Source organism: Stenotrophomonas sp. SPM (assembly GCF_003105135.1).
Classification (GTDB): domain Bacteria; phylum Pseudomonadota; class Gammaproteobacteria; order Xanthomonadales; family Xanthomonadaceae; genus Stenotrophomonas.
Window position 1 is genome coordinate 18,590 of record NZ_QETL01000028.1, and the last position, 22,036, is coordinate 40,625.

Here is a 22,036-nt window from a genome sequence, read left to right on the forward strand (position 1 = left end):
CGAGACCTCAAATTTTCGTGAGAAGTGTTACAGGCGGCGCGCGCGCAAACAAAAAGGCCCCTGTCATGCCGACAGGGGCCCTCGGACGCGTCTCCGCTGTTGCAGCGCAGTATCAGACGTGGTCGGTGCTCGACGTCTCGTCGCGCTTCTCGCGCGGCGGCAGCGGCTGCTCACCGTGCACCAGGAACCACACGTTCTCGGCGATGTTGGTGGCATGGTCGCCCACGCGCTCCAGGTTCTTGGCCATGAACAGCAGGTGGGTGCACGGGGTGATGTTGCGCGGGTCTTCCATCATGTAGGTCAGCAGCTCGCGGAACAGCGCGGTGTACTGCGCGTCCAGGCGGGCATCGTCCTGGCGCAGGGCGATGGCGGCTTCGGCGTCGTTGTCGCGGTAGGCGGCGATGGCGCGGCGCACCTGCTGCGCGGCCAGACGGCCGAGGGCGCGCAGGCCCTGGATCTGCGGCAGCGGCGGCACCTTGCCCAGCGCGATCGAGCGCTTGGCCACGTTCGCGGCGTAGTCACCGATGCGTTCGATGTCTGCCGGGATGCGCAGGCCGGCCAGGATCTCGCGCAGGTCGCGGGCCATCGGGCCACGCAGGGCCAGGCGCATCACGTCGTGGCTGATCTGCTGTTCCAGCTGGTCGATGGCTTCATCGTTGGCGATGATGCGGTGGGCGGCGTTCTCGTCGCGCTTTTCGATGACGTCCATCGACGCCTCCAGCTGGGCGACGGCCATCTCGCCCATGCGCACGATTTCGGCCACCAGGCGCTGCTGCTCTTCGTCGTAGCTCTTGACGATGTGGTCGTTGGGAAGATTCATGGTTGTTCCACTCTGTAGAGTCGAGCCATGCTCGACTGCCGTTATCGATAGCGTCGAGCCATGCTCGACTGCCGTTTCAGCCGAAGCGACCGGTGATGTAGTCCTCGGTCTGCCGCTGCGAGGGCTGCGAGAAGATCACTTCGGTACGGTCGTGCTCGATCAGGTCGCCCAGGTACATGAAGGCGGTGTAGTCGGACACTCGCGCTGCCTGCTGCATGTTGTGGGTGACGATGACGATGGTGTACTCGTGCTTGAGCTCTTCCACCAGCTGCTCGATGCGGCTGGTCGAAATCGGGTCCAGCGCCGAGGTCGGCTCGTCCAGCAGCAGCACCGACGGGCGCAGGGCCACGGCACGGGCGATGCACAGACGCTGCTGCTGGCCCCCGGACAGGCCCAGGGCGCTCTGCCCCAGTTTGTCCTTCACTTCGTCCCACAGCGCGCCCTGGCGCAGCGCCTGCTCGACGCGGTCGGCCATGTCGGCCTTGCTCAGCTTCTCGTGGTGGCGGATGCCGTAGGCCACGTTCTCGAAGATGGTCATCGGGAACGGCACCGGCTTCTGGAACACCATGCCGACCTTGCTGCGCAGGCGGTTCATCGGGTACTTCGGCGACAGGATGTTCTCGCCGTCCAGCAGCACCTCACCACGCGCTTCCAGCTTCGGGTACAGCGCGTAGATGCGGTTGAAGATGCGCAGCAGGGTCGACTTGCCGCAACCGGAGGGACCGATCAGCGCGGTCACGCGCTTTTCCGGGATCTCCAGGTTGATGCCCTTCAGGGCGTGGAACTTGTCGTAGTAGAAGTCCAGACCACGCGCGGCCAGCTTGACCGGCGACGGCGTGTGCAGGTTCTCGTGCGAGGCCGGCACCGCGATGCGCTGCATGGGCACGGCGTTGGAGAGGTCGTTCATGGCGTTATCCACGGAAAGGTCAGTCATGGGAGATACGGTTGCGCAGCAGGATGCCACGGGCGGCAAGGCTGACCAGCAACACGAAGACAGTCAGCACCAGGGCACCGGCCCAGGCCAGCACCTGCCAGGATTCATACGGGCTGCCGGCGAACTGGTTCATCACCACCGGCACCGAAGCCATCGGCTGGAAGATGTTGTTGTTCCAGTACTGGTTGCCGAAGGCGGTGAACAGCAGCGGTGCGGTCTCGCCGGAGATGCGGGCCAGGGCCAGCAGGATGCCGGTGATGATGCCGGCCGATGCACTGCGGTACAGCACCTGGACGATCACCTTCCACTGCGGGATGCCCAGCGACAGGGCGGCTTCGCGCATCTGCGAAGGCACCAGGCGCAGCATCTCGTCGGTGGTGCGCACCACCACCGGCAGCACGATGAAGGCCAGCGACAGCGCACCCGCGAAGGCGGAGAAGTTGCCGCCGGTCTGCATCACGTACAGGGTGTAGACGAACAGGCCCAGCACGATGGACGGTGCCGACAACAGGATGTCGTTGACGAAGCGGACCACGGTGCCGGCCTTGCGGGCGTTGCCGTACTCGGCCAGCCAGGTACCGGCCAGCACGCCCAGCGGGGTGCCGATGCCGATCGCCAGCGCACACATCACCGCGCTGCCGAAGAAGGCATTGGCCAGGCCGCCTTCCTGCATCGGCGGCGGCGTCATCTTGGTGAACAGATCAAGATTGATGCCGGCCAGGCCCTTGGAGGCCAGGGTGAACAGGATCCAGCCCAGGAAGAACAGGCCGAACAGGGCGGTGGCGCAGGACAGCGCGATGGCGATGACGTTGCCGATGCGGCGGCGCAGGTACAGGGAGTCAGCGGTGGTGGACATCAGTTGCCCTCCTTGCGGGACAGGCGCATCAGCATCAGGCGGGCGATGGCCAGCACGACGAAGGTGACGATGAACAGGACGAAGCCGAGCAGCAGCAGCGCCGAGCGGTAGGTTTCAGTGGCTTCGCCGAAATCGTTGGCGATCAGCGCGGCGATGGTGGTGCCCGGTTCCAGCAGCGAGGGCGACAGGCGCACGCTGTTGCCGATCACGAAGGCCACGGCCATCGTTTCACCCAGGGCACGGCCGAGGCCGAGGAAGATGCCGCCGATGACGGCCGAGCGGGTGTAGGGCAGGACGATGTCCCAGCTCACTTCCCACTTGGTGGAACCCAGCGCGTAGGCCGATTCCTTCAGGCGGGTCGGCACGGTCAGGAACACTTCGCGCATCACCGAGGAGATGAACGGGATGACCATGATGGCCAGCACGAAGCCGGCGGTGAGCATGCCGATGCCCAGCGGCGGGCCCTGGAACATCGGGCCGATGATCGGCCATTCGCCCAGGGTTTCGTTGAGGAACGGGGTGACGTACTCGGTCATCACCGGCACCAGCACGAACAGGCCCCACATGCCGTAGATGATCGAGGGGATGCCGGCCAGCAGTTCGATGGCGGTACCGACCGGGCCACGCAGCCAGCGCGGCGCGACTTCGGTGAGGAAGAAGGCGATGCCGAAGCTGACCGGCACGGCGATGACCATCGCGATGAACGCGGTGACCAGGGTGCCGTAGATCGGGGCGAGTGCGCCGAACTTGTTTTCGACCGGATTCCAGTCGGAGGAGAAGAAGAAGCTCATGCCCTGCATCTGCAGGGCATGGCGGCCGCCCCACAGCATGGACAGCGCGGCACAGGCCAGGGCGATCAGGACGAAGATGACGGTGCCGACCAGCACCCATCGGAACAGTTTGTCGTTGCGGGCATCACGCGCATCGCGCGTGGACGGGGCTGCTACAGGCTGGGCGATGGCATTCATGGGGACGGCAGGGCCAGGAAAGGGGGCGGCACGACGTGGAAGTGACGGTGCCCGCGCGGGGCGGGCACCGTCGGGTCCATCACTTCAGCTCGGTGCCCCAGTAGGCCTCGATCTGCTTGGTCAGTTCGGCCGGCAGCGGCACGTAGTGCAGCTCGTTGGCCTGGGTCTGGCCGTTCTCGAAGGCCCACTTGAAGAAGGCCAGGGTGTCCTGGTTGCGCTTGGCGTCCTTCGGCTTCTTCTGCATCAGCATGAAGTTGGTGGCGGTGATCGGCCACGCCTGCTCGCCCGGGGCGTTGGTGATGACCAAGTTGAAGTCCTTGGCGCTGGCCCAGTCGGCGCTGGCGGCAGCGGCGGCGAAGGTTTCAGCGTTCGGCTGCACCCAGGTGCCTGCGGCGTTCTGCAGGGCGGTGTACGGCATGGCGTTCTGCAGGGCGTAGGCCAACTCGACGTAGCCGATGGAGCCCTTGATCTGCTTCACGTAGGAGGCAACGCCTTCGTTGCCCTTGCCACCGACGCCGTCCGGCCACTGCACCGAGGTGCCTTCGCCGACCGTGGTCTTCCACTCCGGGCTGACCTTGGACAGGTAATTGGAGAAGTTGAAGGTGGTGCCCGAACCGTCCGAACGGTGGACGATGGTGATCTTGCCGTCCGGCAGGGTCACGCCCGGGTTGGCCGCGGCGATGGCCGGGTCGTTCCAGGTCTTGACCTTGCCCAGGAAGATGTCGGCCAGCAGGGCGCCGGTCAGGCGCAGCTTGCCGGCTTCCAGGCCTTCGATGTTGACGACCGGCACCACGCCGCCGATGGCCGACGGGAACTGGGCCAGGCCGGCCTGGGCCAGTTCGTCGCTGCTCAGCGGCTTGTCGGAGGAACCGAAATCAACGGTGCCGGCCTTGATCTGGGCGATACCGCCGCCCGAACCGATCGACTGGTAGTTGATCTTGGCGCCGCTGGCGGTGTTGTAGTCGGCCGACCACTTGGACACCAGCGGGAAGATGAAGGAAGCGCCAGCGCCGGAGACCTCGGCGGTCACCTTGTCGCCGGCAGCGGCCGGGGCGGCGGCTGCGTCGGCAGCCGGCTGCTGTGCAGCCTGCTTGTCGCCGCCGCAGGCCGACAGGCCCAGGGCGATGGCCAGGGAAAGGGCGGCGAGGCCGGCCGAGTGCAGTTTCATGTTCACTCCATAGCGGGGAAGAGCCGACGGCGTCGGCGGATGCGGCTATGAAATGATGTTTTTGTTACAGCCGTATGACGTCCATGACAGAGGTGTCGGACATCACGTTCTGACAAGGGTTTCACGGGGTCAGCGACCCTATGGTGGGGCTGCCCGGCGCCGCCCGGGGCGCTGGAATGCGCGCGGCGGGCGGGCGCCTTTCGCTTTTGTCGAGTCGAGCCCATGCTCGGCTGGCGGCCCGTAGTCGAGCATGGCTCGACTCTACAAAGGCAAAAGCAGCCGAGCATGGGCTCAGCGCTACAAGGGCGGGGGCAGGGCCAGGCCCCCAAAAAAGAAAGGCGCCAGGCCCGAAGGACCAGCGCCCGGTTGGGGTCGGCGAGGGAGAGAGGACCCGCCGACCCCCGTTCCTGCGGGGGAACGCCTTGCTCAGTACTTCAGGTTCTGCGACCAGTAGGTCTCGATCTGCTTGACCAGGGTGTCCGGCAGCGGCACGTAGTCCAGCTGCTTGGCCTGGGCGTCGCCGTTCTTGTAGATCCAGCGGAAGAATTCCTGGGTCGACTTGGCGCCGGCCACGTTCTTCGGCTGCTTGCGCACCAGGATGAAGTTGGTGGCGGTGATCGGCCAGGCCTGCTCGCCCGGGGCGTTGGTCATGACCAGATAGAAGTCCTTGGCATTGGCCCAGTCAGCGCTGGCGGCCGCGGCCGAGAAGGAGGCGTCCGACGGCTGCACGATCTTGCCGGCAGCATTCTTCATCGCCGCGTAGGACATCTTGTTCTGCAGGGCGTAGGACAGCTCGACGTAGCCGATGCCACCCTTGATCTGCTTCACGTAGGCAGCGACGCCTTCGTTGCCCTTGCCGCCGATGCCGGCCGGCCACTGGACCGAGGTGCCTTCACCGACCTTGCTCTTCCACTCCGGGCTGACCTTGGACAGGTAGTTGACGAAGTTGAAGGTGGTGCCCGAACCGTCCGAACGATGGACGATGGTGATCTTGGCGTTCGGCAGGGCAAGGCCGCTGTTCAGGGCAGCGATGGCCGGGTCGTTCCAGGTCTTGATCTTGCCCAGGAAGATGTTGGCCAGGGTCGGGCCGTCCAGCTTCAGCGCGCCCGGGGCGACGCCGGCCACGTTGATGACCGGCACCACGCCGCCGATGACCGACGGGAACTGGGCCAGGCCGGCAGCAGCCAGCTCTTCCGGCTTCAGCGGGGCATCGGAGGAACCGAAGTCCACGGTCGCCGCCTTGATCTGGGCGATACCACCACCGGAACCGATCGACTGGTAGTTGACCTTCTTGCCGGTCGCGGTGCTGTAGTCCGCCGACCACTTGGACATGACCGGGTAGATGAACGAAGCGCCCGCGCCGGTGACATCGGCGGCGTTGGCGGCAAACACGGACGATGCAGCCAGGATGGCGACAGCGGCGCGCGACTTGAAGGCGTGGATCACGGGAGAGACTCCTGGGGTGGTCGAAGGGCGGCTGCCCGACGTTTCGGTGCACATTCCATAACGGTTACGTGACATGCCTGCGTCTGTCATATGACGCAATCGTGACACCCGTCATGAATGTCCCGGAACCCGCGCCAGAGGGCCTGCAGGGCCTTCGGAGCACGGTGGGGAACAGGGCGTCGTGGCCCCCGCGGCGCTGCTCCAGCGCCGGTGCTGCGCAGGTGCGGCCACCGGGTGGCGGGGGCGACAGGGCGTTGAAACGACGAAGGCACGGCCGGAGCCGTGCCTTCGTTGCAACGCGTGCGTCAGGTCTTACCAGAAGAACTGCGCGCGGGCTTCCAGGATGTTCGGATCGTCATTGACGAAGCCGCGGGCGGTGGAGCTGTACTTCTTGCTGTCCACCATCACGTAGTTGACCATGAACTTGAAGTTTGAACGCCAGTACCAGTTGGCGCCGACGGTCCAGATGTCCATCTTGCCGCCCAGCACGCCATCGACGATCGGCGGACGGCCGGCTACCGGATTGGTCGACAGGTTGCCGTCGTTCAGATCCATGTGGTCGTAACGCACGCCCAGCTGCCACTGGCCGCCAGCCGGGTTGTTCGGCAGGCCGGTGCCCGGGGTGCCGGCCTTGTAGCTCCAGGTTTCGCCGGTCACGTTCCACACGCCGCTGACGTAGTAGCCGTCGCTGGTGTAGTTGTCGTGGTCGTAGCGCTTGGCCTTGCTGCTGTAGTACTCGGCCTGGGCCTTGAACGGACCCTGGAAATACATGGCTTCAGCGCCGAGGGTGCTGACGCGGTCGGTGTCGGTCATGTTGCCGCTGTCGACCAGGCGCGCGGTGGCCAGGTCGGCGTTCGGACGGGCACGCACGCGCAGGGTGTCGGCGTCGGCGTCGTAGTCGACGTAGCTCAGGCCGAAGTGCAGGACCTGGCCCTTCTCGTTGATCGGGGCGAAGGTGCCGCGTGCGCCGTAGCCGCTGCCGTGGGCCAGGTTGCGGGTCAGTTCGCGGCCGAAGGCGCTGGCGGTGACCGACCAGTTGTCCTGGCCGTAGCTGTAGGCGCCACCGAGGCGGCGGGCGACCGCGTAGGTATTGGTGACCGCAGCCTTGGAGATGAAGTCGTTGTTCTTGGTGCTGGACAGTTCTTCCAGGCTGTTCGGCTGCTTGAACTGGCCGGCCTGGATGAAGTGGTTGGCGTTGCCCAGCAGCTTGTACTTGACGTTGGTGTCGAGGAACTTGTCAGCCTTGGCGTCGTAGCCGACGACCCACTCCACGTTGCCCGGGCCCTTGCCCTTCAGCACCAGCTCGGCGCGACGCAGTTCGAATTCGCTGTCCTTGCCATTGCCGGCGTCACCGCCGTTGAGGTCCACGACGTCATTGTCGAACCAGTTGCCGTCAGCCTGGACCAGGCCTTCGAAGGTGATTTCCGAACCGCCGATCACATCGATGGCGACTTCAGCGTGTGCAGCCGGCACGTACAGCGCAGCAGCCACGGCCACCGTCAGGAGTTGGTGATGCAGTTTCATGGAGAGGAGCCTTGCAGGCAGGTGGGAAGATGCGCGCAGGCTAAAAGGTAAAGATTGCGTAAATGTGACAGTTGGAGCGCGGCCGGGATCCGCCGCAGGCCCCGTCGCGTCAGGGGCTGACGATGTAAACGCTTGCATGTGACGTTGGGGTTGCGCACGGATTGCAGTAGATCCACGCCTCGCCTGGATGCGTTTCCTGCGGTCTACGCGACGTTTTTTTCCTTGAAGCGACACAGGTCGGCAATCACGCAGCCCGGGCAATCCGGCTTGCGTGCCTTGCACACGTAACGACCGTGCAGGATCAGCCAGTGGTGCGCATCGAGCAGGAACTCGGCCGGGATCGCCTTCACCAGACGGTCCTCCACTTCGCGCACATTCTTACCCGGTGCCAGCCCGGTGCGGTTGGAGACGCGGAAGATGTGCGTGTCTACCGCCATCACCGGTTCGCCGAAGGCCGTATTGAGCACCACGTTGGCGGTCTTGCGGCCGACACCGGGCAGGGCTTCGAGCGCCTCGCGATCGCGTGGCACCTCGCCGTCGTACTTCTCCAGCAGGATCGCGCAGGTGGCGATCACATTCTTCGCCTTCGCGTTGAACAGGCCGATGGTGGCGATGTACTTCTTCAGGCCGTCCTCACCGAGCGCGAGGATCTTCGCCGGTGTGTTGGCCACCGGGAACAAGCGTCGCGTCGCCTTGTTGACGCCCACGTCCGTGGCCTGCGCCGACAGTGCCACCGCCACCAGCAGTTCGAACGGTGAGCTGTATTCCAGTTCGGTCTTCGGGTGCGGGTTGAGTTCGCGCAGGCGGGTGAACATCTCCACCACGTCGGCGCGCGGCATCACGCTGCCACGACGCGCAGGTGCGCGCGTGGTCTTCTTTGCAGTGGCCATTACTGTTCCTTGCCTGCCGCGCGGGCCTTGGCCCGGGCGAGGATCGCGGCCGCCGCAGCGGGCAGCGCGGGTTTCACATCGGGCGCCGGTGCCGGTGTGCGACGTGCATCACGTTCGGCTTCGCGGCGTGCCAGGCGCACGGCGCGTGCGCGATAGCGTTCGCGTGCGGCCCAGGCCGTGCGCAGGTCACGTTGTGCCTGCAGCAGCCGCTGCGGAAGTTCCGGGTGGTCGGGCAGCAGCCGTGCGTCGGCATCCGCGGCGATGTAGTCCATCAGGCCGTTCTGCAGGGCGCCATCGAGATCGTCTGCCTGGACCCGGGCAAAAAGCTGCACGGGGTTGGGTCGGGATGCCATGGGGTCAGCGGTTCTGGAAGGCCGGCGGGCGGCGCTGCAGGAACGCGCTGGTGCCTTCGCGCATGTCTTCGGTGGCGAACAGCAGGCCGAACTGCACGCTTTCATACTCCAGGCCGGCTTCCAGGCTGCATTCGCCACCCACGTGCACGGCATCGAGCAGGCCGCGCAGGGCCAGCGGCGCCGAGCGTGCCAGCTGCCTGGCGACGTCCTGCACGCGGTTGTCGAGTTCGGCTGCCGGCACCACCTGGTTGACGATGCCCAGCGCCAAGGCGCGTTCGGCATCGATCGGGGCGCCCAGCAGGCACAGTTCCAGGGTGGCGGCGCGGCCGCACAGGCGCAGCAGGCGCTGGCTGCCACCGAAGCCCGGGATCAGCCCCAGGTTGATCTCCGGCTGGCCGATCTTGGCGGAATCGGCGGCGATGCGCAGGTGGCAGGCCATGGCCAGCTCCAGCCCACCGCCGAGCGCGAAGCCGTTGACGCGGGCGATGACCGGCTTGGGCATGCGCTCGATCCGGCGCATCAGGGCCTGGCCGAGCAGCGAAAAATCACGTCCCTGAACCGCGCTGAGTGTATTCATCTCGGCGATGTCGGCGCCGGCCACGAAGGCCTTGGGGCCGGCGCCGGTCAGCACCACCACGCGAACGTCCGGGTCGGCCGACGCCGCGCTGAACGCCTCGGCCAGGGCCTGCAGGGTGGCCGCATTGAGGGCATTGAGCTTTTCCGGGCGCTGCACGGTGAGGGTGCGGATGGCGCCGTCATCGGTCACGGCGACGGGCTGGTCGGCGGGGGCTGAGGCCACGGAAAGCTCCTGGAACGTTAAAAAAAAGTGAGATTGAACTCTTGAAACGCAGGTGGGTCAAAGCCTGCGTGGTCAGTAGCGGTTACACGTTGTGGCCGGTATCCTAACCCGTCGCCTCAGGGCGGCGCAGAACGTCCCTGAGTTACCACCCCTGGAGAACTGTTTGATGAAGTTGCGTTCTATCGCGGTCGCCGTCGCGGCCCTGGCCCTGACGGGCAATGCCCTCGCCCAGGACGTCGCGTCCGAAAAGGGCAAGCTGAGCTATTACTTCGGTTACGACTACGGCAACAACCTGGCGGAGCTGACCGGTCGTGGTGAGCAGCTGGACATCAACTCGGTGGTGAAGGGTCTGCAGGACGCCTACGCCAAGAAGCAGCCGGCGATCACCGCCGAGCAGCTGAAGCCGGCCGTTGAAGCGTTCCAGAAGCGTGAGCAGGGCCGTGCCCAGGCTGCCAAGGCCGAGTACGAAAAGGCTGCTGCCGAAAACAAGACCAAGAGCGACCAGTTCGTTGCGGCCAACAAGGCCAAGGCGGGCGTGCAGACCCTGCCGAGTGGCGTCCAGTACCGCGTGATCGAAGCCGGCAAGGGCGCCAAGCCGACCCAGGCCAACACCGTGCAGCTGGAAGTGGCCGGTCCGTACCCGTTCGGCCAGCGTCCGACCGAAGCCCGTCCGGCCCAGCAGATTCCGTCGATCAAGGTCAGCGAAGTCGAAATGAAGGCCATGCGCGAGACCCTGCTGCAGATGCCGGCGGGTTCGAAGTGGGAAATCACCCTGCCGCCGGATCAGGCCTACGGTGCCGACCCGCGTACCGGCTTCCCGCCGAACGTGGCGGTGCAGTTCGAAGTCAAGCTGGTCAGCGTCAAGTAAGTCGACCCAACATCAATGCAATGCAGACAACGCGCCGGTGGCTTCCACCGGCGCGTTTCTGTTTGTGCATCCCGCGACGATCACGCACCTTCGTGATCGTCCCCAACCGCAGCCATTCGCGCTACTGTTGCAGGGTGCAAACTACGGAAGAACCGGCGCGTGTTGTCGCAAGCCCCTGCATTGGAGTGTGCAAGCTGGATCACAACCGGCTATGCGTCGGGTGCGGGCGGCATATCGATGAAATCGCAGGGTGGTCGTCGATGAGCGACCGCGAACGCAGCCGCGTCCTGCATCGTGTGCAGCCCCTGCGCGAACAACTGCAGCAGTCGCTGCGCGGATCACTGGCCGACCACGAACGCCTGCTGCGCGCGCTGCATCCGCTGGCCGAACCGCCGCAGGGCGATGGCTGGAACCGCAGCGAACTGAGTGACCTGCTGCCCCCCGGCCCGCCGGTGGAAGCCGCGGTGCTGGCCGGCATCGTGCCGCGTGCCGGAGGTGCCCAGGTCATCCTGACCCGCCGCACCGAGACCCTGCGCACCCACGGCGGCCAGGTCGGTTTCCCGGGCGGACGCACCGAACCGGACGACCGCGATGCCCTGGCCGCCGCCCTGCGCGAGAGTCAGGAAGAAATCGCGCTGGCACCGGGCCAGGTACAGGCGCTGGGCTACCTCGATCCGTTCGTGACCATCACCGGTTACCGGGTGACCCCGGTGGTGGCGGTAGTCGATCCGGATTTCGTGCCGGTACCGCAGCCCAGCGAAGTGGCCGAGGTGTTCGAGGTGCCGCTGGATTACCTGATGGCTGCCGATAACCTGCGCCAGGTCGAGATCAACCATCGCGGCCGCGTGCGCCATGTCCTCGAATACGGCTGGCCTGGCCAGCGCATCTGGGGCGCGACCGCTGCCATCCTCTACAACCTGCGTCGCCGCCTGGAGCAAGTGCAATGAAGCCGATCAATCCGCCGTGGACCCCCCTGGTCGATGTCGCCACGCTGGCTGCCGCCCTCGATGGCGACGTGCGCGTGGTCGATGCCCGTGCCACCGCCAGCACCGTTGTGCGCGTGGTGGATGCGCGCGCAGCGCTGGCCGACCCGCAGGCCGGGGCAGGGCAGTATGCGGCCGGGCATATCCCGGGTGCGGTCCATGCCGATCTCAACCAGGATCTTTCCGACCTGCGCCGCAGCGGCCATGGCCGCCATCCGCTGCCCGACAGCGACGCCTTCGCCGCGCGCGTGGGCCAGTGGGGCATCGGGCCGGACACCCAGGTCGTGGTCTATGACGGCAGCGACGGCAGCATGGCCGCCGCACGCCTGTGGTGGCTGCTGCGCCTGATCGGGCATACCCGTGTGGCCGTGCTCGACGGCGGCATCGCCGCCTGGCAGGCCGCGGGCCATGCGCTGGCCACCGGCCACAGCGAGGTGACCGCGCAGCCGCCCTATCCAGGCCGCTTCGACACCACCCAGGTGGCCTCGGCCGACGAAATCGCCGCGCGCCTCAAACACGCCCCCGGCTGGTTGGTCGACGCCCGCGCCGGCGAGCGTTTCCGCGGCGAAGTCGAGCCGCTGGACCCGGTGGCCGGCCACGTGCCCGGCGCGGTCAACCGCCCGTTCGCCCTGAACGTCCTCGACGGCCGCCTGCGCGACCCGCAGGAACTGCGCGCCGAACTGCAGGGCGTGATCGGCAGCCAGGACCCCGCGCGCGTCGTGCTGATGTGCGGTTCCGGCGTGACCGCCTGCCACCTGCTGCTGGCGATGGAAAGCGCCGGCCTGAGCGGCGCCCGCATCTACGCCGACTCCTGGAGCGGCTGGGTCAGCGACAGCACCCGCCCGGTCGCCACCGGCGCCTGAGTCGCGCGGGGTCGGATCCGTTTCCCAGCGGGGAAAGGCTCTGACCCCACCGGCCCGGTAGCCGTGCAGGGCGCAGTCGAGCACGGCTCGACTCTACAAAATCGCATTTCGATCGATGTGACCCCGTGCCGACCAACGGTCGGCACCCACCATCAGCAGCAGGTTCCGGCAGATAGAGGCCAGTAGATCCACGCCATGCGTGGATGAAATCCATCAGATATCGAATTCCAGATTGGGGTCAGAGCCCGCTGCGCAGCAACGGGATCCGACCCCGTGCCGTACCAACAGATCGCGGCCAACTGTCGAAGGCGGGGTGGGTCCGGTTGAGGGGGCGTGAGCCGCATGGATGCGGCGACCGAGCTTACAGGGATGTACTTGCAGCGTCCCCCTCAACCGGACCCACCCCGCCATCCCACGGATAGCCAGCTTTTGACGTTGACGTTGACGTTGACGTTGACGTTGATCCGGCAGGTGCAGGGCGCAGCCCTGCCGATCACTCCAACCCTTGCAACGGCACCCTCGCCAGCACCCGCGCCCACGGAAACAACGGCCCCGGATCCCGCTTGCGCGCCACCGTCAGCCCCGCATCATCACTGGCCGGCACCTGCTCCAGATCCAGCTGGTCGTGCCCGGCAATCCGCTGCAGCGACGGATATCGTGCCACCAGCGCCAGCAGCAGCGCCTCCAGCGCAACCAGCTGCGCCTCCGTATACGGCTCGTCCATCGCCTGGTGGTGGCTGTCGAACCAGTGCGGGTAGCGGCCGGTGTTGACCAGCTCGATGCCCACCGTATCGGCGTTCATGCCGCGCACGTGGTGGGCGATGCGCTCCGGCGCCACGTACTGCACCACGCTGCCATCGCGGTCGATGTAGAAATGACCGCTGTTGCCCGCGCCGCTGTCGTACAGCACACGCTCGCCATACTCGCGGGCCATCGCCAGGTCGGGCAGCTCGGTGCAGTGGATCACCACCATCCGCAGGCTGTCGGCATCACGCAGGGGCAGGCGGTCATGGTAGGGCAGGGGCTGCAGCTGCAGGCCGGGCAGGAGCGGGGTGGGCATGCGGCGATGCTAGCATTGCAGCATGAACCTGCCTTCCCGATCGACGTTGAGCCGCTCCCTGGGAGCGCATGCATGAGCCGCGGCCACTGCATCCTCTCCCACGGCTTCGAGAGTGGCCCGGAGGCCACCAAGGTCACCGCGCTGGCCGAGGTTGCCGAGCGCCTGGGCTGGACCCATGAGCGCCCCGACTACACCGACCTGGACGCGATGAGCGGGATCAGCCGCGTCGGCGACGTACGCACCCGCCTGCAGCGCCTGGTCGAGCGTGCCGCCGCGGCCGCCACGCAGGGGCCGGTGGTGCTGGCCGGCTCCAGCCTGGGCGCCTACATTTCCGGCATCGCCTCGCTGCAGGTGCCGGTGGCCGGCCTGTTCCTGATGGTGCCGCCCACCACCATGGGCCCGATGCCGGCGCTGGACGCCGCCGCCGTGCCGACCACCGTGGTCCAGGCCTGGCATGACGACGTGGTGCCGGCCGCCGGGGTCATCGCCTGGGCGCAGGCGCGCTCGGCGCAGCTGTTGCTGGTGGACGACGGCCACCGCCTGGAACGCCATGTGGAGGCCTCCGCGCAGGCCTTCGAGCGCCTGCTGCGCCAGCTGTGAAGCCCGGGCGCACGGCGCGCCCGCCCGCTTTGACTACAATGGCAGCCCCGCCGCCCCGGCGCGGGCCTGCCGGCCGTGTCCACGGCCCTCCTTTCCGACTGGCCCGGCCCCTGTGCCGCGCCCGACCACCTGCGAACCGATCCCGTGAAATTCTTCGTCTCCTGTGCCAAGGGCCTGGAATACCTGCTTGCCGATGAACTGTCGGCCCTGGGCCTTGGCAAGGCCACCGCCACCATTGCCGGCGTCAACGCCGATGGCGAACTGGAGCAGGCGCTGCGGATCGTCATGTGGTCGCGCCTGGCCAGCCGCGTGCTGTGGCCGATCGACGAGTTCGAGTGCCCGGACGAGCAGGCACTGTACGACGGCGTGCGTGCGCTGCCGTGGCATGAGCACGTCAAGCCGGAAATGACCCTGGCGGTGGACGCGCATGTGTCCGGCGACAAGATCACCCACGCGCGCTTCGCCGCGCAGCGGATCAAGGACGCCATCGTCGACCGCATGCGCGATGAAGGCCTGGAACGCCCCTCGGTCAACACCGACCTGCCCGACGTGCGCGTGAACCTGTCGCTGCGCAAGGGCCGTGCCTCGCTGTCGATCGATCTCGGCGGTGGCCCGCTGCACCGCCGTGGCTGGCGCGGTGCCGCCCACGAGGCGCCGCTGAAGGAAAACCTGGCCGCCGCGCTGCTGATGCGCGCGCAGTGGCCGCGCCTGCACGCCGCCGGTGGTGGCCTGCTGGACCCGATGTGCGGCAGCGGCACGCTGCTGATCGAAGGCGCGCTGATGGCCGCCGACGTCGCGCCCGGCCTGATGCGCCATGGCAGCCTGCCGCCGAGCCGCTGGCTGGGCTTCGACAAGGCCGCTTGGAAGGCGATCCAGAGCGAAGCGCGTGACCGCGAAGCTGCTGGCTTGGCCGCGCTGAAGCCGGTCATCCACGGCAGCGACATCGACCCGGTGGCCATCCAGGCCGCGCGTGAGAATGCCGAAGTGGCCGGCGTGGCCCATGCCATCCGCTTCACCCGTGCGGACGTGGCCGACCTGGCCGCACCGGAGCAGGAAATCGGCGCGGTGGTCTGCAACCCGCCCTACGACGAGCGCCTGGCCGCCGATCCGGCGCTGTACCGCGCGCTGGGCAACGCACTGCAGAAGGCGGTGCCGCAGTGGCGTGCCAGCCTGCTGTGCGGCAACGACGAACTCGCTTTCGCTACCGGCCTGCGCGCCGGCAAGAAGTACCAGATGTTCAACGGTGCGCTGGAATGCGCGCTGATCATCTGCGATCCGATCGCCGTGCCGGGCCGCGACCCGGCACAGCCGCGCGAACTGAGCGAAGGCGCGCAGATGGTGGCCAACCGCCTGCGCAAGAACCTTAAGAAGTTCAAGAGCTGGCGCGCGCGCGAGGACATCACCTGCTTCCGCGCCTACGATGCCGACCTGCCGGAATATGCGGCGGCCATCGACGTCTACGAAGAAGACCGTGGCCAGCGCCGTACCTTCCTGCACGTGCAGGAATACGCCGCACCGGCCGCGATTCCGGAACACGACGTGCGCCGCCGCCGCAACGAACTGCTGGCTGCCGCGCGCGAAGTGTTCGGCGTTCCGCCGGAGCAGGTGTCGATGAAGTCGCGCGAGCGCGGCAAGGGCGGCAGCAAGTACGGTCGCTTCGAGCAGCGTGACGAGTTCATCGTGGTGCGTGAGAACAACGCGCTGCTGCAGGTGAACCTGTTCGATTACCTCGATACTGGCCTGTTCCTCGACCACCGCCCGCTGCGCCGGATGATGGCCGAGCAGGTGCGTGGCAAGCGTTTCCTCAACCTGTTCTGCTACACCGGCGTGGCCAGTGTGCAGGCGGCGGTGGCAGGCGCGGCCAGCACCACCAGCGTCGACCTGTCGGCCACCTACCTGCAGTGGTGCTACGACAACCTGGCGCTGAACGGCCAGGGCGGCAACCAGCACCTGCTGGTGCAGGCCGATGCGATGGCGTGGCTGGAAGGCGACCGCGGCCAGTACGACGTGATCTTCTGCGATCCGCCGACGTTCTCGAACTCGGCCCGTGCCGACGACTTCGACGTGCAGCGCGAGCAGCTGAAGCTGCTGCGTGCGGCGGTGGCGCGCCTGGCACCGGGCGGCGTGCTGTATTTCTCCAACAACTTCCGCCGCTTCAAGCTGGAAGAAAATGCCATTGCCGAGTTCGCCCAGTGCCGCGAGATCACCGCGCGCACGATTGGCCCGGACTTCGAGCGCAACGCGCGCATCCACCGCGCGTGGGAACTGAAGCGCCTGGGCTGACCCCGGTCGTGAATGGGGTCAGAGCCCTTGCGCATTGCGCAAGGGATCCGACCCCGGCTGCCGGGTTAGAGCACCGCCACCACCAGGCCGAGAACCGGCAGCGCGATGGCCAACGGCGCGATCCACGCCTGCCGGTACGGGTACAGGCCAAAGGCCAGCGGCACGCCGGCCAGGGTCAATGCACCCAGCCACAGCACCGGGCCCATCGCCCAGCCGTGGTCGACCACGCACAGCGCGAACGCGACCGTCAGCAACACCCAGCCCAGCACGCGCCACTGCGTGCGCCGTGCCGGCGTCGCGGCGGCCTTGCCGTGGAGGTCCTGCTGGTGCTTTTCCATCGCCAGCGACAGCGCGGTGAACGCGGAGAACGACAGGGTCAGGGCCAGCAGCATCATGCGCTGGCCTCCGCTTCGGTAGCCGCAGGCGCAGCCGGTGCCTTGGCGGCTGCAGCCGCCGCTGCGCGCTTCTTCTTTTCGGCCGCGCTCAGCGACGGCGTCCAGCGCTGCATGCGCCAGCCGCACATCGCCAGCATCGCGCCAAACGCAAGCATCGACAGGTCAAAACCAGCCAGCACCCAATCGCCATTGAGCAAGGTCACGCCCAGGTGCGCGTGGGTGGTCAGGGCATTGACCACCGGCACCAGCGCGAAGGCGGCCGCGCCGATGTACAGCTGCCACGCCCACATCATCCTCTTGGGCCAGATGAAGGCGGCCAGCAGGGCGGCGCCCCAGGCGTAGAAGAACACGTTGGCCTCGGCGTTCGAACGCTCGGCCATCTCCAGCGGCAGCAGGCGGTTGCCCCAGAAGTAGGCGGCAAACGAGATCGGCAGGCCGGCCACGGCGCCGATGTTCAGCGCATCGACCAGGCGCAGGCCGAAGCCGATGCGCCCACTCTTGGCATGCTTGGGCCGTTCCTTCACCGCCCACAGCACCACGCCGCTGGCGACCATCAGGCAGCCGGTCAGGCCGGACAGGAAGAACAGTGCACGCAGGCCCCAGTCGGCAAAGCGTGCCAGATGCAGGCCGTACAGCACGCCGCGGGTGGCGGTGGCGCCACCGGAGGGCGGTGTTTCTTCCAGCAATGCACCGCTGACCATGTCGTAGCGCACGGCCGGGGTGTCGGTGGACAGGCGCTTGCCATCACGCTGGCGGATGTCGATCACCGCATTGGCCGCGCCCGGGTTGGACACGGTGAAGCCGGCCACTTCCACGCCGTGCCAATGCGCACGCGCGCTGTCCAGCAGTTGCGCGATCGGCAGCGGTGTTGCGCGGCCTTCGGCCGGCGCGGTCACCTCCGGCATGCCGCCGAAGGCTTCGCTGAAGAACTTGTCCTCGTCCTGCGGGTAGGCGACTTTCACGCCCCACGGCAGGTACATGATCATCAGCGTGACGATGCCGGTGTAGGTGATCATCGCGTGGTAGGGCAGGGCCATCACCGCGCTGACGTTGTGGAAATCGAGCCAGGAGCGCAGGCCCTTGTCCTTGCGGAAGGTGAAGAAGTCCTTGAAGATTTTCTTGTGGGTGATGACGCCGGTGATGATCGCCACCAGCATGAACATCGCGCAGAAGCCGACCAGATAGCGTGCCCACAGCACCGGGATGTAGTGCAGGTCGAAGTGCAGGCGGTAGAAGAAATCACCGCCGCGGGTCTCACGGGCCTTCAGTGCCTGGCCGGTGTTGGGGTCGAGCGTGGCATCGCCGAAGCCGCCTCGACGGCCACGGCTGGGGTCGGCCAGTTCCGGGGGCAGTCGCCAGAAAATCTGCATGGCCGGGTTGCGCGGCTGCGGCAGGGTGACGAACCAGTTCTCGGCCTGCGCGGCGTTGGCCTGCAGGTAGTCCACCGCGCGCTGCGCGGCGACGTCGATGCTGACGTTGCTGGACGGCAGCTCCGGGCGCATCCAGCGGCTGATTTCTTCGCGGTAGTAGCTGGCCGTGCCGGCCATGAAAATCAGCAGCAGCAACCAGCCGACCAGCAAGCCGGTCCAGGTGTGCAGCCAGGCCATCGACTGGCGGAATCCGTTCTTCATGCCCAGGCCCCCAGCATGCGCGCGATGGCAGCCATCAGCAGGGCGGGAGCGAGAATGCCGACCCACGCACGCAGCGCGCTGCGGGTGGCGAACGCCCACAACGCCGCGCAGGCGGCGACCAGAATGGCCAGCAGCATGCCGGTCAGCACGGTCTGCCCGCGTGCGCCGGGCAGCGCCACCGCGCAGAACACGCTGGTGGCCGAAGCCAGCGCATAGCCGCCGAAGATCGCGGCCAGGGAACGGGACAGCACTCCCCAGCGTTCGCTGGCGAAGAAGGTGCTGAGGCGGGAGCTGGCAAGTTCGGGCGAGCGGTCCACGGCGGTCCTGCAGGTTCGTTGGAAGAAAGGCCGGCGCACCGAAGTGCGCCGGGGGTGGCCATCCGTGGCCGGGCGCCGGTCGCAGAACCGGCGCCATCCATCAGGGAATCAGAGCTTCCAGCGCAGCGTCACGCTGACGTTGCGCGGCTCACCCCAGTACACGCCGTTGTAGAAACCGACGTTGCTGTAATACTTCTTGTCCAGCAGGTTGCTGATGTTGAGCTGGGCGCTGAAGTTCTCGTTGAAGCGGTAGCCGCCGGCCAGGTTTAGCAGGTAGAACGCGTCCTGCTGGATGACGCCCTGTTCGGTGCGGCCGCTGGTCAGGTAGTCGGCCGCCGGCTTGGTACTGGCGCGCCAGATACGGCTCTGCCAGGTGGCACCGCCGCCGAGCCAGAAGCGGCCATCGAAGCCGCCCGGGCGCCAGCTGGCGTTGAGGCGGAAAGTGTCCTGCGGGGTGGTGCTGTTCTGTACGACGCCGGCCTGGCTGCGGCTGACAGCGTGGGCAAAGCCCGCAGACAGGTTCCAGCTTTCGCCGAGACTGCCCTGTGCTTCCACTTCCCAGCCGTGCACCTTGTTGCCCTTGCCGGTGGAGCGGTAGGCCTGGGTGCCATCCGGAAGCGAATTCAGCGGCACCGAATCATCGACCTCGGCCACGTTGTCCTTCTCGCCCTCGAAGATCGCTGCCGAGGCATTCAGCAGGCCGCCGAAGAACTCGGCCTTCAGGCCGCCTTCGTACATCTTGCCGACCACCGGCTCCAGGTAGCTGCCGTTCTTGTCGCGGTAGTTCTGCGGCGCGAAGATGTCGGTGTAGCTGGCATAGGCGCTGAGCACGCGGTTGAAGTCGTACACCACGCCGGCATACGGCGTGGTCTGGTCCTTGGGCTTGTAGCCGGTGCGCGTGGTGCCCGTGCCATTGCCGCTGCTGTCGTAGCTGTAGCGCCAGGTCTTGGTTTCCCAGTTGCCGTAGCGCACGCCGGCCACCACCAGCAGCGGGTCGGTCAGGCGCAGGCGGGTAGCCACGTAGGCTGCCTGCTGGCGCAGCTCATCCTGCGAACCGAGGTAGCCCGGACGGGTGACCGACAGCGGCGCGACATCGCCGGTCCAGTTCCGCCAGTCGGGCACCTGGGCGTAACTGGCGGGGTAGGGGTCGATGGAGGCCGCGGGGTACTCGCCCTTGCGCACCGACTGGCCTGCGCCGAACACCACTTCCTGGGTGTGGCCGAACAGTTCGAAGCTGCCGGTGGCGTTGACGTCCACCACATCCATCGTGCTGTCTTCCACGAAGTTGCCGATGTAGGCCAGCACGCCGGTGCCATCGGCACGCGGGTAACCCTGCGCGCCATACCAGACCGCGCCATCGGTGTTGCGCTTGGCGCGGCTGATCGCGGCCTTCACCGACCAGTGGCTGCCCAGTTGCTGTTCCAGCCGCGCGAAGGTGGTCTTCTCGATGATCGGCCAGCTGCTCCACGATGCGGAGAGGTTGGTCGAGCGCGGCAGGTTGGCCGGCGTGCCATCCGGGCCCCAGTACGGCACCACGCCCCAGGTCACACCGCGGGTATGCGGCGACTGGTACTCGTAACCCACTTCGAACAGCGTGCTGTCGGTCAGGTCGGCCTGGACGATGCCGTAGAACACGTCCTTGTCGAGCTGGTAGACATCACGGAACGAATCGCTCTGCTGCTTGGCGGCGACCACGCGCGCGCGGATGCGGCCGTCCCAGGCAACCGGGCCGCCGAGATCGGCTTCCAGGCGCTGGTTGCCCCAGCGGCCCAGAGTCAGGTTGGCACCCATCTGGAAGGTATCGGTCGGGCGCTTGCGCACCATGCTGATGGTGCCGGACGGATCACCGGCGCCGGTGGTCAGGCCGGTGGCACCGCGGATCACTTCGATGCGCTCGTAGATCACGTTGTCGGTATTGGTCTTGATCGACCCACCGAACGTGTTAAGCATGCCGTCGATCTGGAAATTGGTGATGTTGTAGCCGCGCGAGACATAGTTGATGCGCTCGCTGTCGGTGACCGCCACATGCACGCCGGTGACCTGGCCCATCACATCGGACAGCGAGAACAGGCCCATGTCGTCGAGGCGCTGGCGGGTGATGACGGTGACCGACTGCGGCGTCTCGCGCAGCGACAGGTCCAGCTTGGTCGCGCTGCGCGCGTTCTTCACCGTATAGCCGTTCTGGATCTCGCCGTCGGCGGTCACCTTCACCGTATCCAGCGTGCGCGCATCGGCAGCGGACGGTGCATCGGCGTGGGCCAGCGGGGCACACAACAGCGTGGCCAGGGCCAGCGCCAAGGGTGAAACGACGGGAATGTTCGGTCGGGCCATACAGTGCGATTCCATGCAGGAGAAAACCATCAGCGATGGAATCCATGCGTGCGGGCGCCCGCGCGGAATCGCGCGACCCGAGGCATCTCCCATCGCCACGCGCTGACGGCCAGAACCGTCGGCGCACGAGGAGCCGGGGATGTACACGGGCGGAAGCGCGGTGGGGGCGCCAGGTGGCTGAGCGTACAACCGATCAGTAAATGATAGGCATTCGCATTTCGTTAATCAAGCGTGGGTTGGCCGGGGCCTGGGGCCCCCGCCTTCAGCGCGACGCGCAGGCGCGGGTGACGTCGTCGTTGAGCTGCCGCTGTGGCGTGCGCGTGCCGAACCACTCGGCCATCTCGCGGCGCGCACGCGCTTTGTCGCAGGCTTCGGCATTGCTGGCGGCCTCGATGACCGTGCCGGAGCCCTGCGGCGCACTGCGGCCGGCATTGGCCTGAAGCTGACGGCGGGCATCGCGGAGCTCGCGGTCGACCCGCTCCGATTCCTGCCAGCTCAGCTTGGGATCACGCACGATCGGCCGCGTCACGCCCGTATCCTGCCCGCTGGGGCAGGGCAGCGTCTGGTAGACGCTACGACCACCATCGTTGCACTTGTACACACGCTGCGCGCACGCATCACCGGCCGCGGCCAGCAGCGGCAGCAACATCCACATCCTTCGCATGGATCCCCCCCACGGGCCACCCTGGCCCGCATGGCGCGGGAGCATAAGGAGTGTGACCCCGGTCGCGCAATATGCCTTCGCCTTCCGCCAGACATGGGGTCACAGCCCGTTGCGTCGCAACGGGATCCAACCCCGTGCCGACCAACGGTCGGCACCCACCCTCAGCAGCAGGTCCCAACAGCTCGCGGGAAACTGTCGAAGGCGGGGTGGGTCCGGTTGCGGGGGCGTGAGCCGCATGGATGCGGCGACCGAGCTTACATGGACGTACTTGCAGCGTCCCCCG

Annotated in this window: 21 protein-coding genes; 5 read left to right on the top strand and 16 right to left on the bottom strand. The window is 67.0% G+C overall.

Annotated elements, in window-relative coordinates; translation table 11 throughout:
- Positions 1-112: 112 nt before the first annotated feature.
- The 10 genes from phoU to DCO49_RS08655 form a co-directional block, all read right to left on the bottom strand.
- Positions 113-820 carry a phosphate signaling complex protein PhoU gene (gene phoU / locus DCO49_RS08610; RefSeq protein WP_079221290.1) on the bottom strand — a complete coding sequence of 236 codons (708 nt, stop codon included), beginning with the start codon at positions 818-820 and terminating at the stop codon, positions 113-115.
- 76 nt (positions 821-896) lie between these two features.
- A complete protein-coding gene (pstB, locus tag DCO49_RS08615) occupies positions 897-1,727 on the bottom strand; it encodes a phosphate ABC transporter ATP-binding protein PstB (RefSeq protein ID WP_108751511.1) in 831 nt (276 codons plus the stop codon).
- Positions 1,728-1,746: 19 nt separating this feature from the next.
- Positions 1,747-2,610 (bottom strand): phosphate ABC transporter permease PstA, encoded by an 864-nt coding sequence (gene pstA, locus DCO49_RS08620; protein ID WP_108764603.1) that lies wholly within the window; start codon positions 2,608-2,610, stop codon positions 1,747-1,749.
- Entirely contained in the window at positions 2,610-3,578 is a 969-nt protein-coding gene (gene pstC, locus DCO49_RS08625; protein WP_116863686.1) for a phosphate ABC transporter permease subunit PstC, read from the bottom strand. The genes pstA and pstC overlap by 1 nt, the downstream gene beginning before the upstream one ends.
- A 79-nt stretch (positions 3,579-3,657) precedes the next feature.
- Positions 3,658-4,746, bottom strand: a complete 1,089-nt coding sequence (gene pstS / locus DCO49_RS08630) for a phosphate ABC transporter substrate-binding protein PstS (RefSeq protein ID WP_116863687.1) — start codon at positions 4,744-4,746, stop codon at positions 3,658-3,660.
- Between the two features lie 426 nt (positions 4,747-5,172).
- Positions 5,173-6,192, bottom strand: coding sequence for a phosphate ABC transporter substrate-binding protein PstS (pstS, locus tag DCO49_RS08635; RefSeq protein WP_116863688.1), 1,020 nt, complete (start codon positions 6,190-6,192; stop codon positions 5,173-5,175).
- 312 nt (positions 6,193-6,504) lie between these two features.
- Entirely contained in the window at positions 6,505-7,716 is a 1,212-nt protein-coding gene (locus DCO49_RS08640) for an OprO/OprP family phosphate-selective porin (RefSeq protein ID WP_116863689.1), read from the bottom strand.
- A gap of 203 nt (positions 7,717-7,919) precedes the next feature.
- Positions 7,920-8,606 (bottom strand): endonuclease III, encoded by a 687-nt coding sequence (gene nth / locus DCO49_RS08645; protein ID WP_116863690.1) that lies wholly within the window; start codon positions 8,604-8,606, stop codon positions 7,920-7,922.
- Positions 8,606-8,959, bottom strand: coding sequence for a hypothetical protein (locus DCO49_RS08650; protein WP_116863691.1), 354 nt, complete (start codon positions 8,957-8,959; stop codon positions 8,606-8,608). The genes nth and DCO49_RS08650 overlap by 1 nt, the downstream gene beginning before the upstream one ends.
- Before the next feature lie 4 nt (positions 8,960-8,963).
- Positions 8,964-9,758 (bottom strand): enoyl-CoA hydratase-related protein, encoded by a 795-nt coding sequence (locus DCO49_RS08655; protein WP_116863692.1) that lies wholly within the window; start codon positions 9,756-9,758, stop codon positions 8,964-8,966.
- A gap of 166 nt (positions 9,759-9,924) precedes the next feature.
- On the opposite strand from DCO49_RS08655, the gene DCO49_RS08660 reads away from it, so the two are divergent.
- From DCO49_RS08660 to DCO49_RS08670, 3 genes are all read left to right on the top strand, one after another.
- Entirely contained in the window at positions 9,925-10,626 is a 702-nt protein-coding gene (locus DCO49_RS08660; RefSeq protein ID WP_108768346.1) for an FKBP-type peptidyl-prolyl cis-trans isomerase N-terminal domain-containing protein, read from the top strand.
- Positions 10,627-10,760: 134 nt separating this feature from the next.
- Entirely contained in the window at positions 10,761-11,573 is an 813-nt protein-coding gene (locus tag DCO49_RS08665) for a CoA pyrophosphatase (protein ID WP_116863693.1), read from the top strand.
- A complete protein-coding gene (locus DCO49_RS08670) occupies positions 11,570-12,472 on the top strand; it encodes a sulfurtransferase (RefSeq protein ID WP_116863694.1) in 903 nt (300 codons plus the stop codon). Before DCO49_RS08665 ends, DCO49_RS08670 begins: the two co-directional genes overlap by 4 nt.
- Positions 12,473-12,965: 493 nt before the next feature.
- On the opposite strand, the gene DCO49_RS08675 is transcribed toward DCO49_RS08670, so the two are convergent.
- Complete coding sequence (locus DCO49_RS08675; RefSeq protein WP_116863695.1) at positions 12,966-13,532, bottom strand: N-acetylmuramoyl-L-alanine amidase; 567 nt, start codon at positions 13,530-13,532, stop codon at positions 12,966-12,968.
- A gap of 72 nt (positions 13,533-13,604) precedes the next feature.
- Between DCO49_RS08675 and DCO49_RS08680 the strand changes: the two genes are divergently transcribed.
- Entirely contained in the window at positions 13,605-14,132 is a 528-nt protein-coding gene (locus tag DCO49_RS08680; protein ID WP_116863696.1) for a hypothetical protein, read from the top strand.
- A gap of 144 nt (positions 14,133-14,276) precedes the next feature.
- Positions 14,277-16,415, top strand: a complete 2,139-nt coding sequence (gene rlmKL, locus DCO49_RS08685) for a bifunctional 23S rRNA (guanine(2069)-N(7))-methyltransferase RlmK/23S rRNA (guanine(2445)-N(2))-methyltransferase RlmL (RefSeq protein WP_116863697.1) — start codon at positions 14,277-14,279, stop codon at positions 16,413-16,415.
- Between the two features lie 65 nt (positions 16,416-16,480).
- Here rlmKL and DCO49_RS08690 read toward each other — a convergent pair whose 3' ends face one another.
- The 5 genes from DCO49_RS08690 to DCO49_RS08710 all read right to left on the bottom strand — a co-directional run bounded on the left by DCO49_RS08690 (position 16,481) and on the right by DCO49_RS08710 (position 21,738).
- A complete protein-coding gene (locus DCO49_RS08690; protein WP_116863698.1) occupies positions 16,481-16,810 on the bottom strand; it encodes a DUF3325 domain-containing protein in 330 nt (109 codons plus the stop codon).
- Entirely contained in the window at positions 16,807-18,441 is a 1,635-nt protein-coding gene (locus tag DCO49_RS08695) for a PepSY-associated TM helix domain-containing protein (protein ID WP_116863699.1), read from the bottom strand. Before DCO49_RS08695 ends, DCO49_RS08690 begins: the two co-directional genes overlap by 4 nt.
- The gene (locus DCO49_RS08700) at positions 18,438-18,758 is read right to left on the bottom strand and encodes a DUF3649 domain-containing protein (RefSeq protein ID WP_116863700.1); all 321 of its coding nucleotides are present in this window, start codon (positions 18,756-18,758) and stop codon (positions 18,438-18,440) included. Before DCO49_RS08700 ends, DCO49_RS08695 begins: the two co-directional genes overlap by 4 nt.
- Before the next feature lie 108 nt (positions 18,759-18,866).
- Entirely contained in the window at positions 18,867-21,089 is a 2,223-nt protein-coding gene (locus DCO49_RS08705) for a TonB-dependent siderophore receptor (protein WP_116863701.1), read from the bottom strand.
- A 262-nt stretch (positions 21,090-21,351) separates the two neighbouring features.
- A complete protein-coding gene (locus DCO49_RS08710; RefSeq protein WP_165835707.1) occupies positions 21,352-21,738 on the bottom strand; it encodes a DUF4124 domain-containing protein in 387 nt (128 codons plus the stop codon).
- Positions 21,739-22,036: the final 298 nt, after the last annotated feature.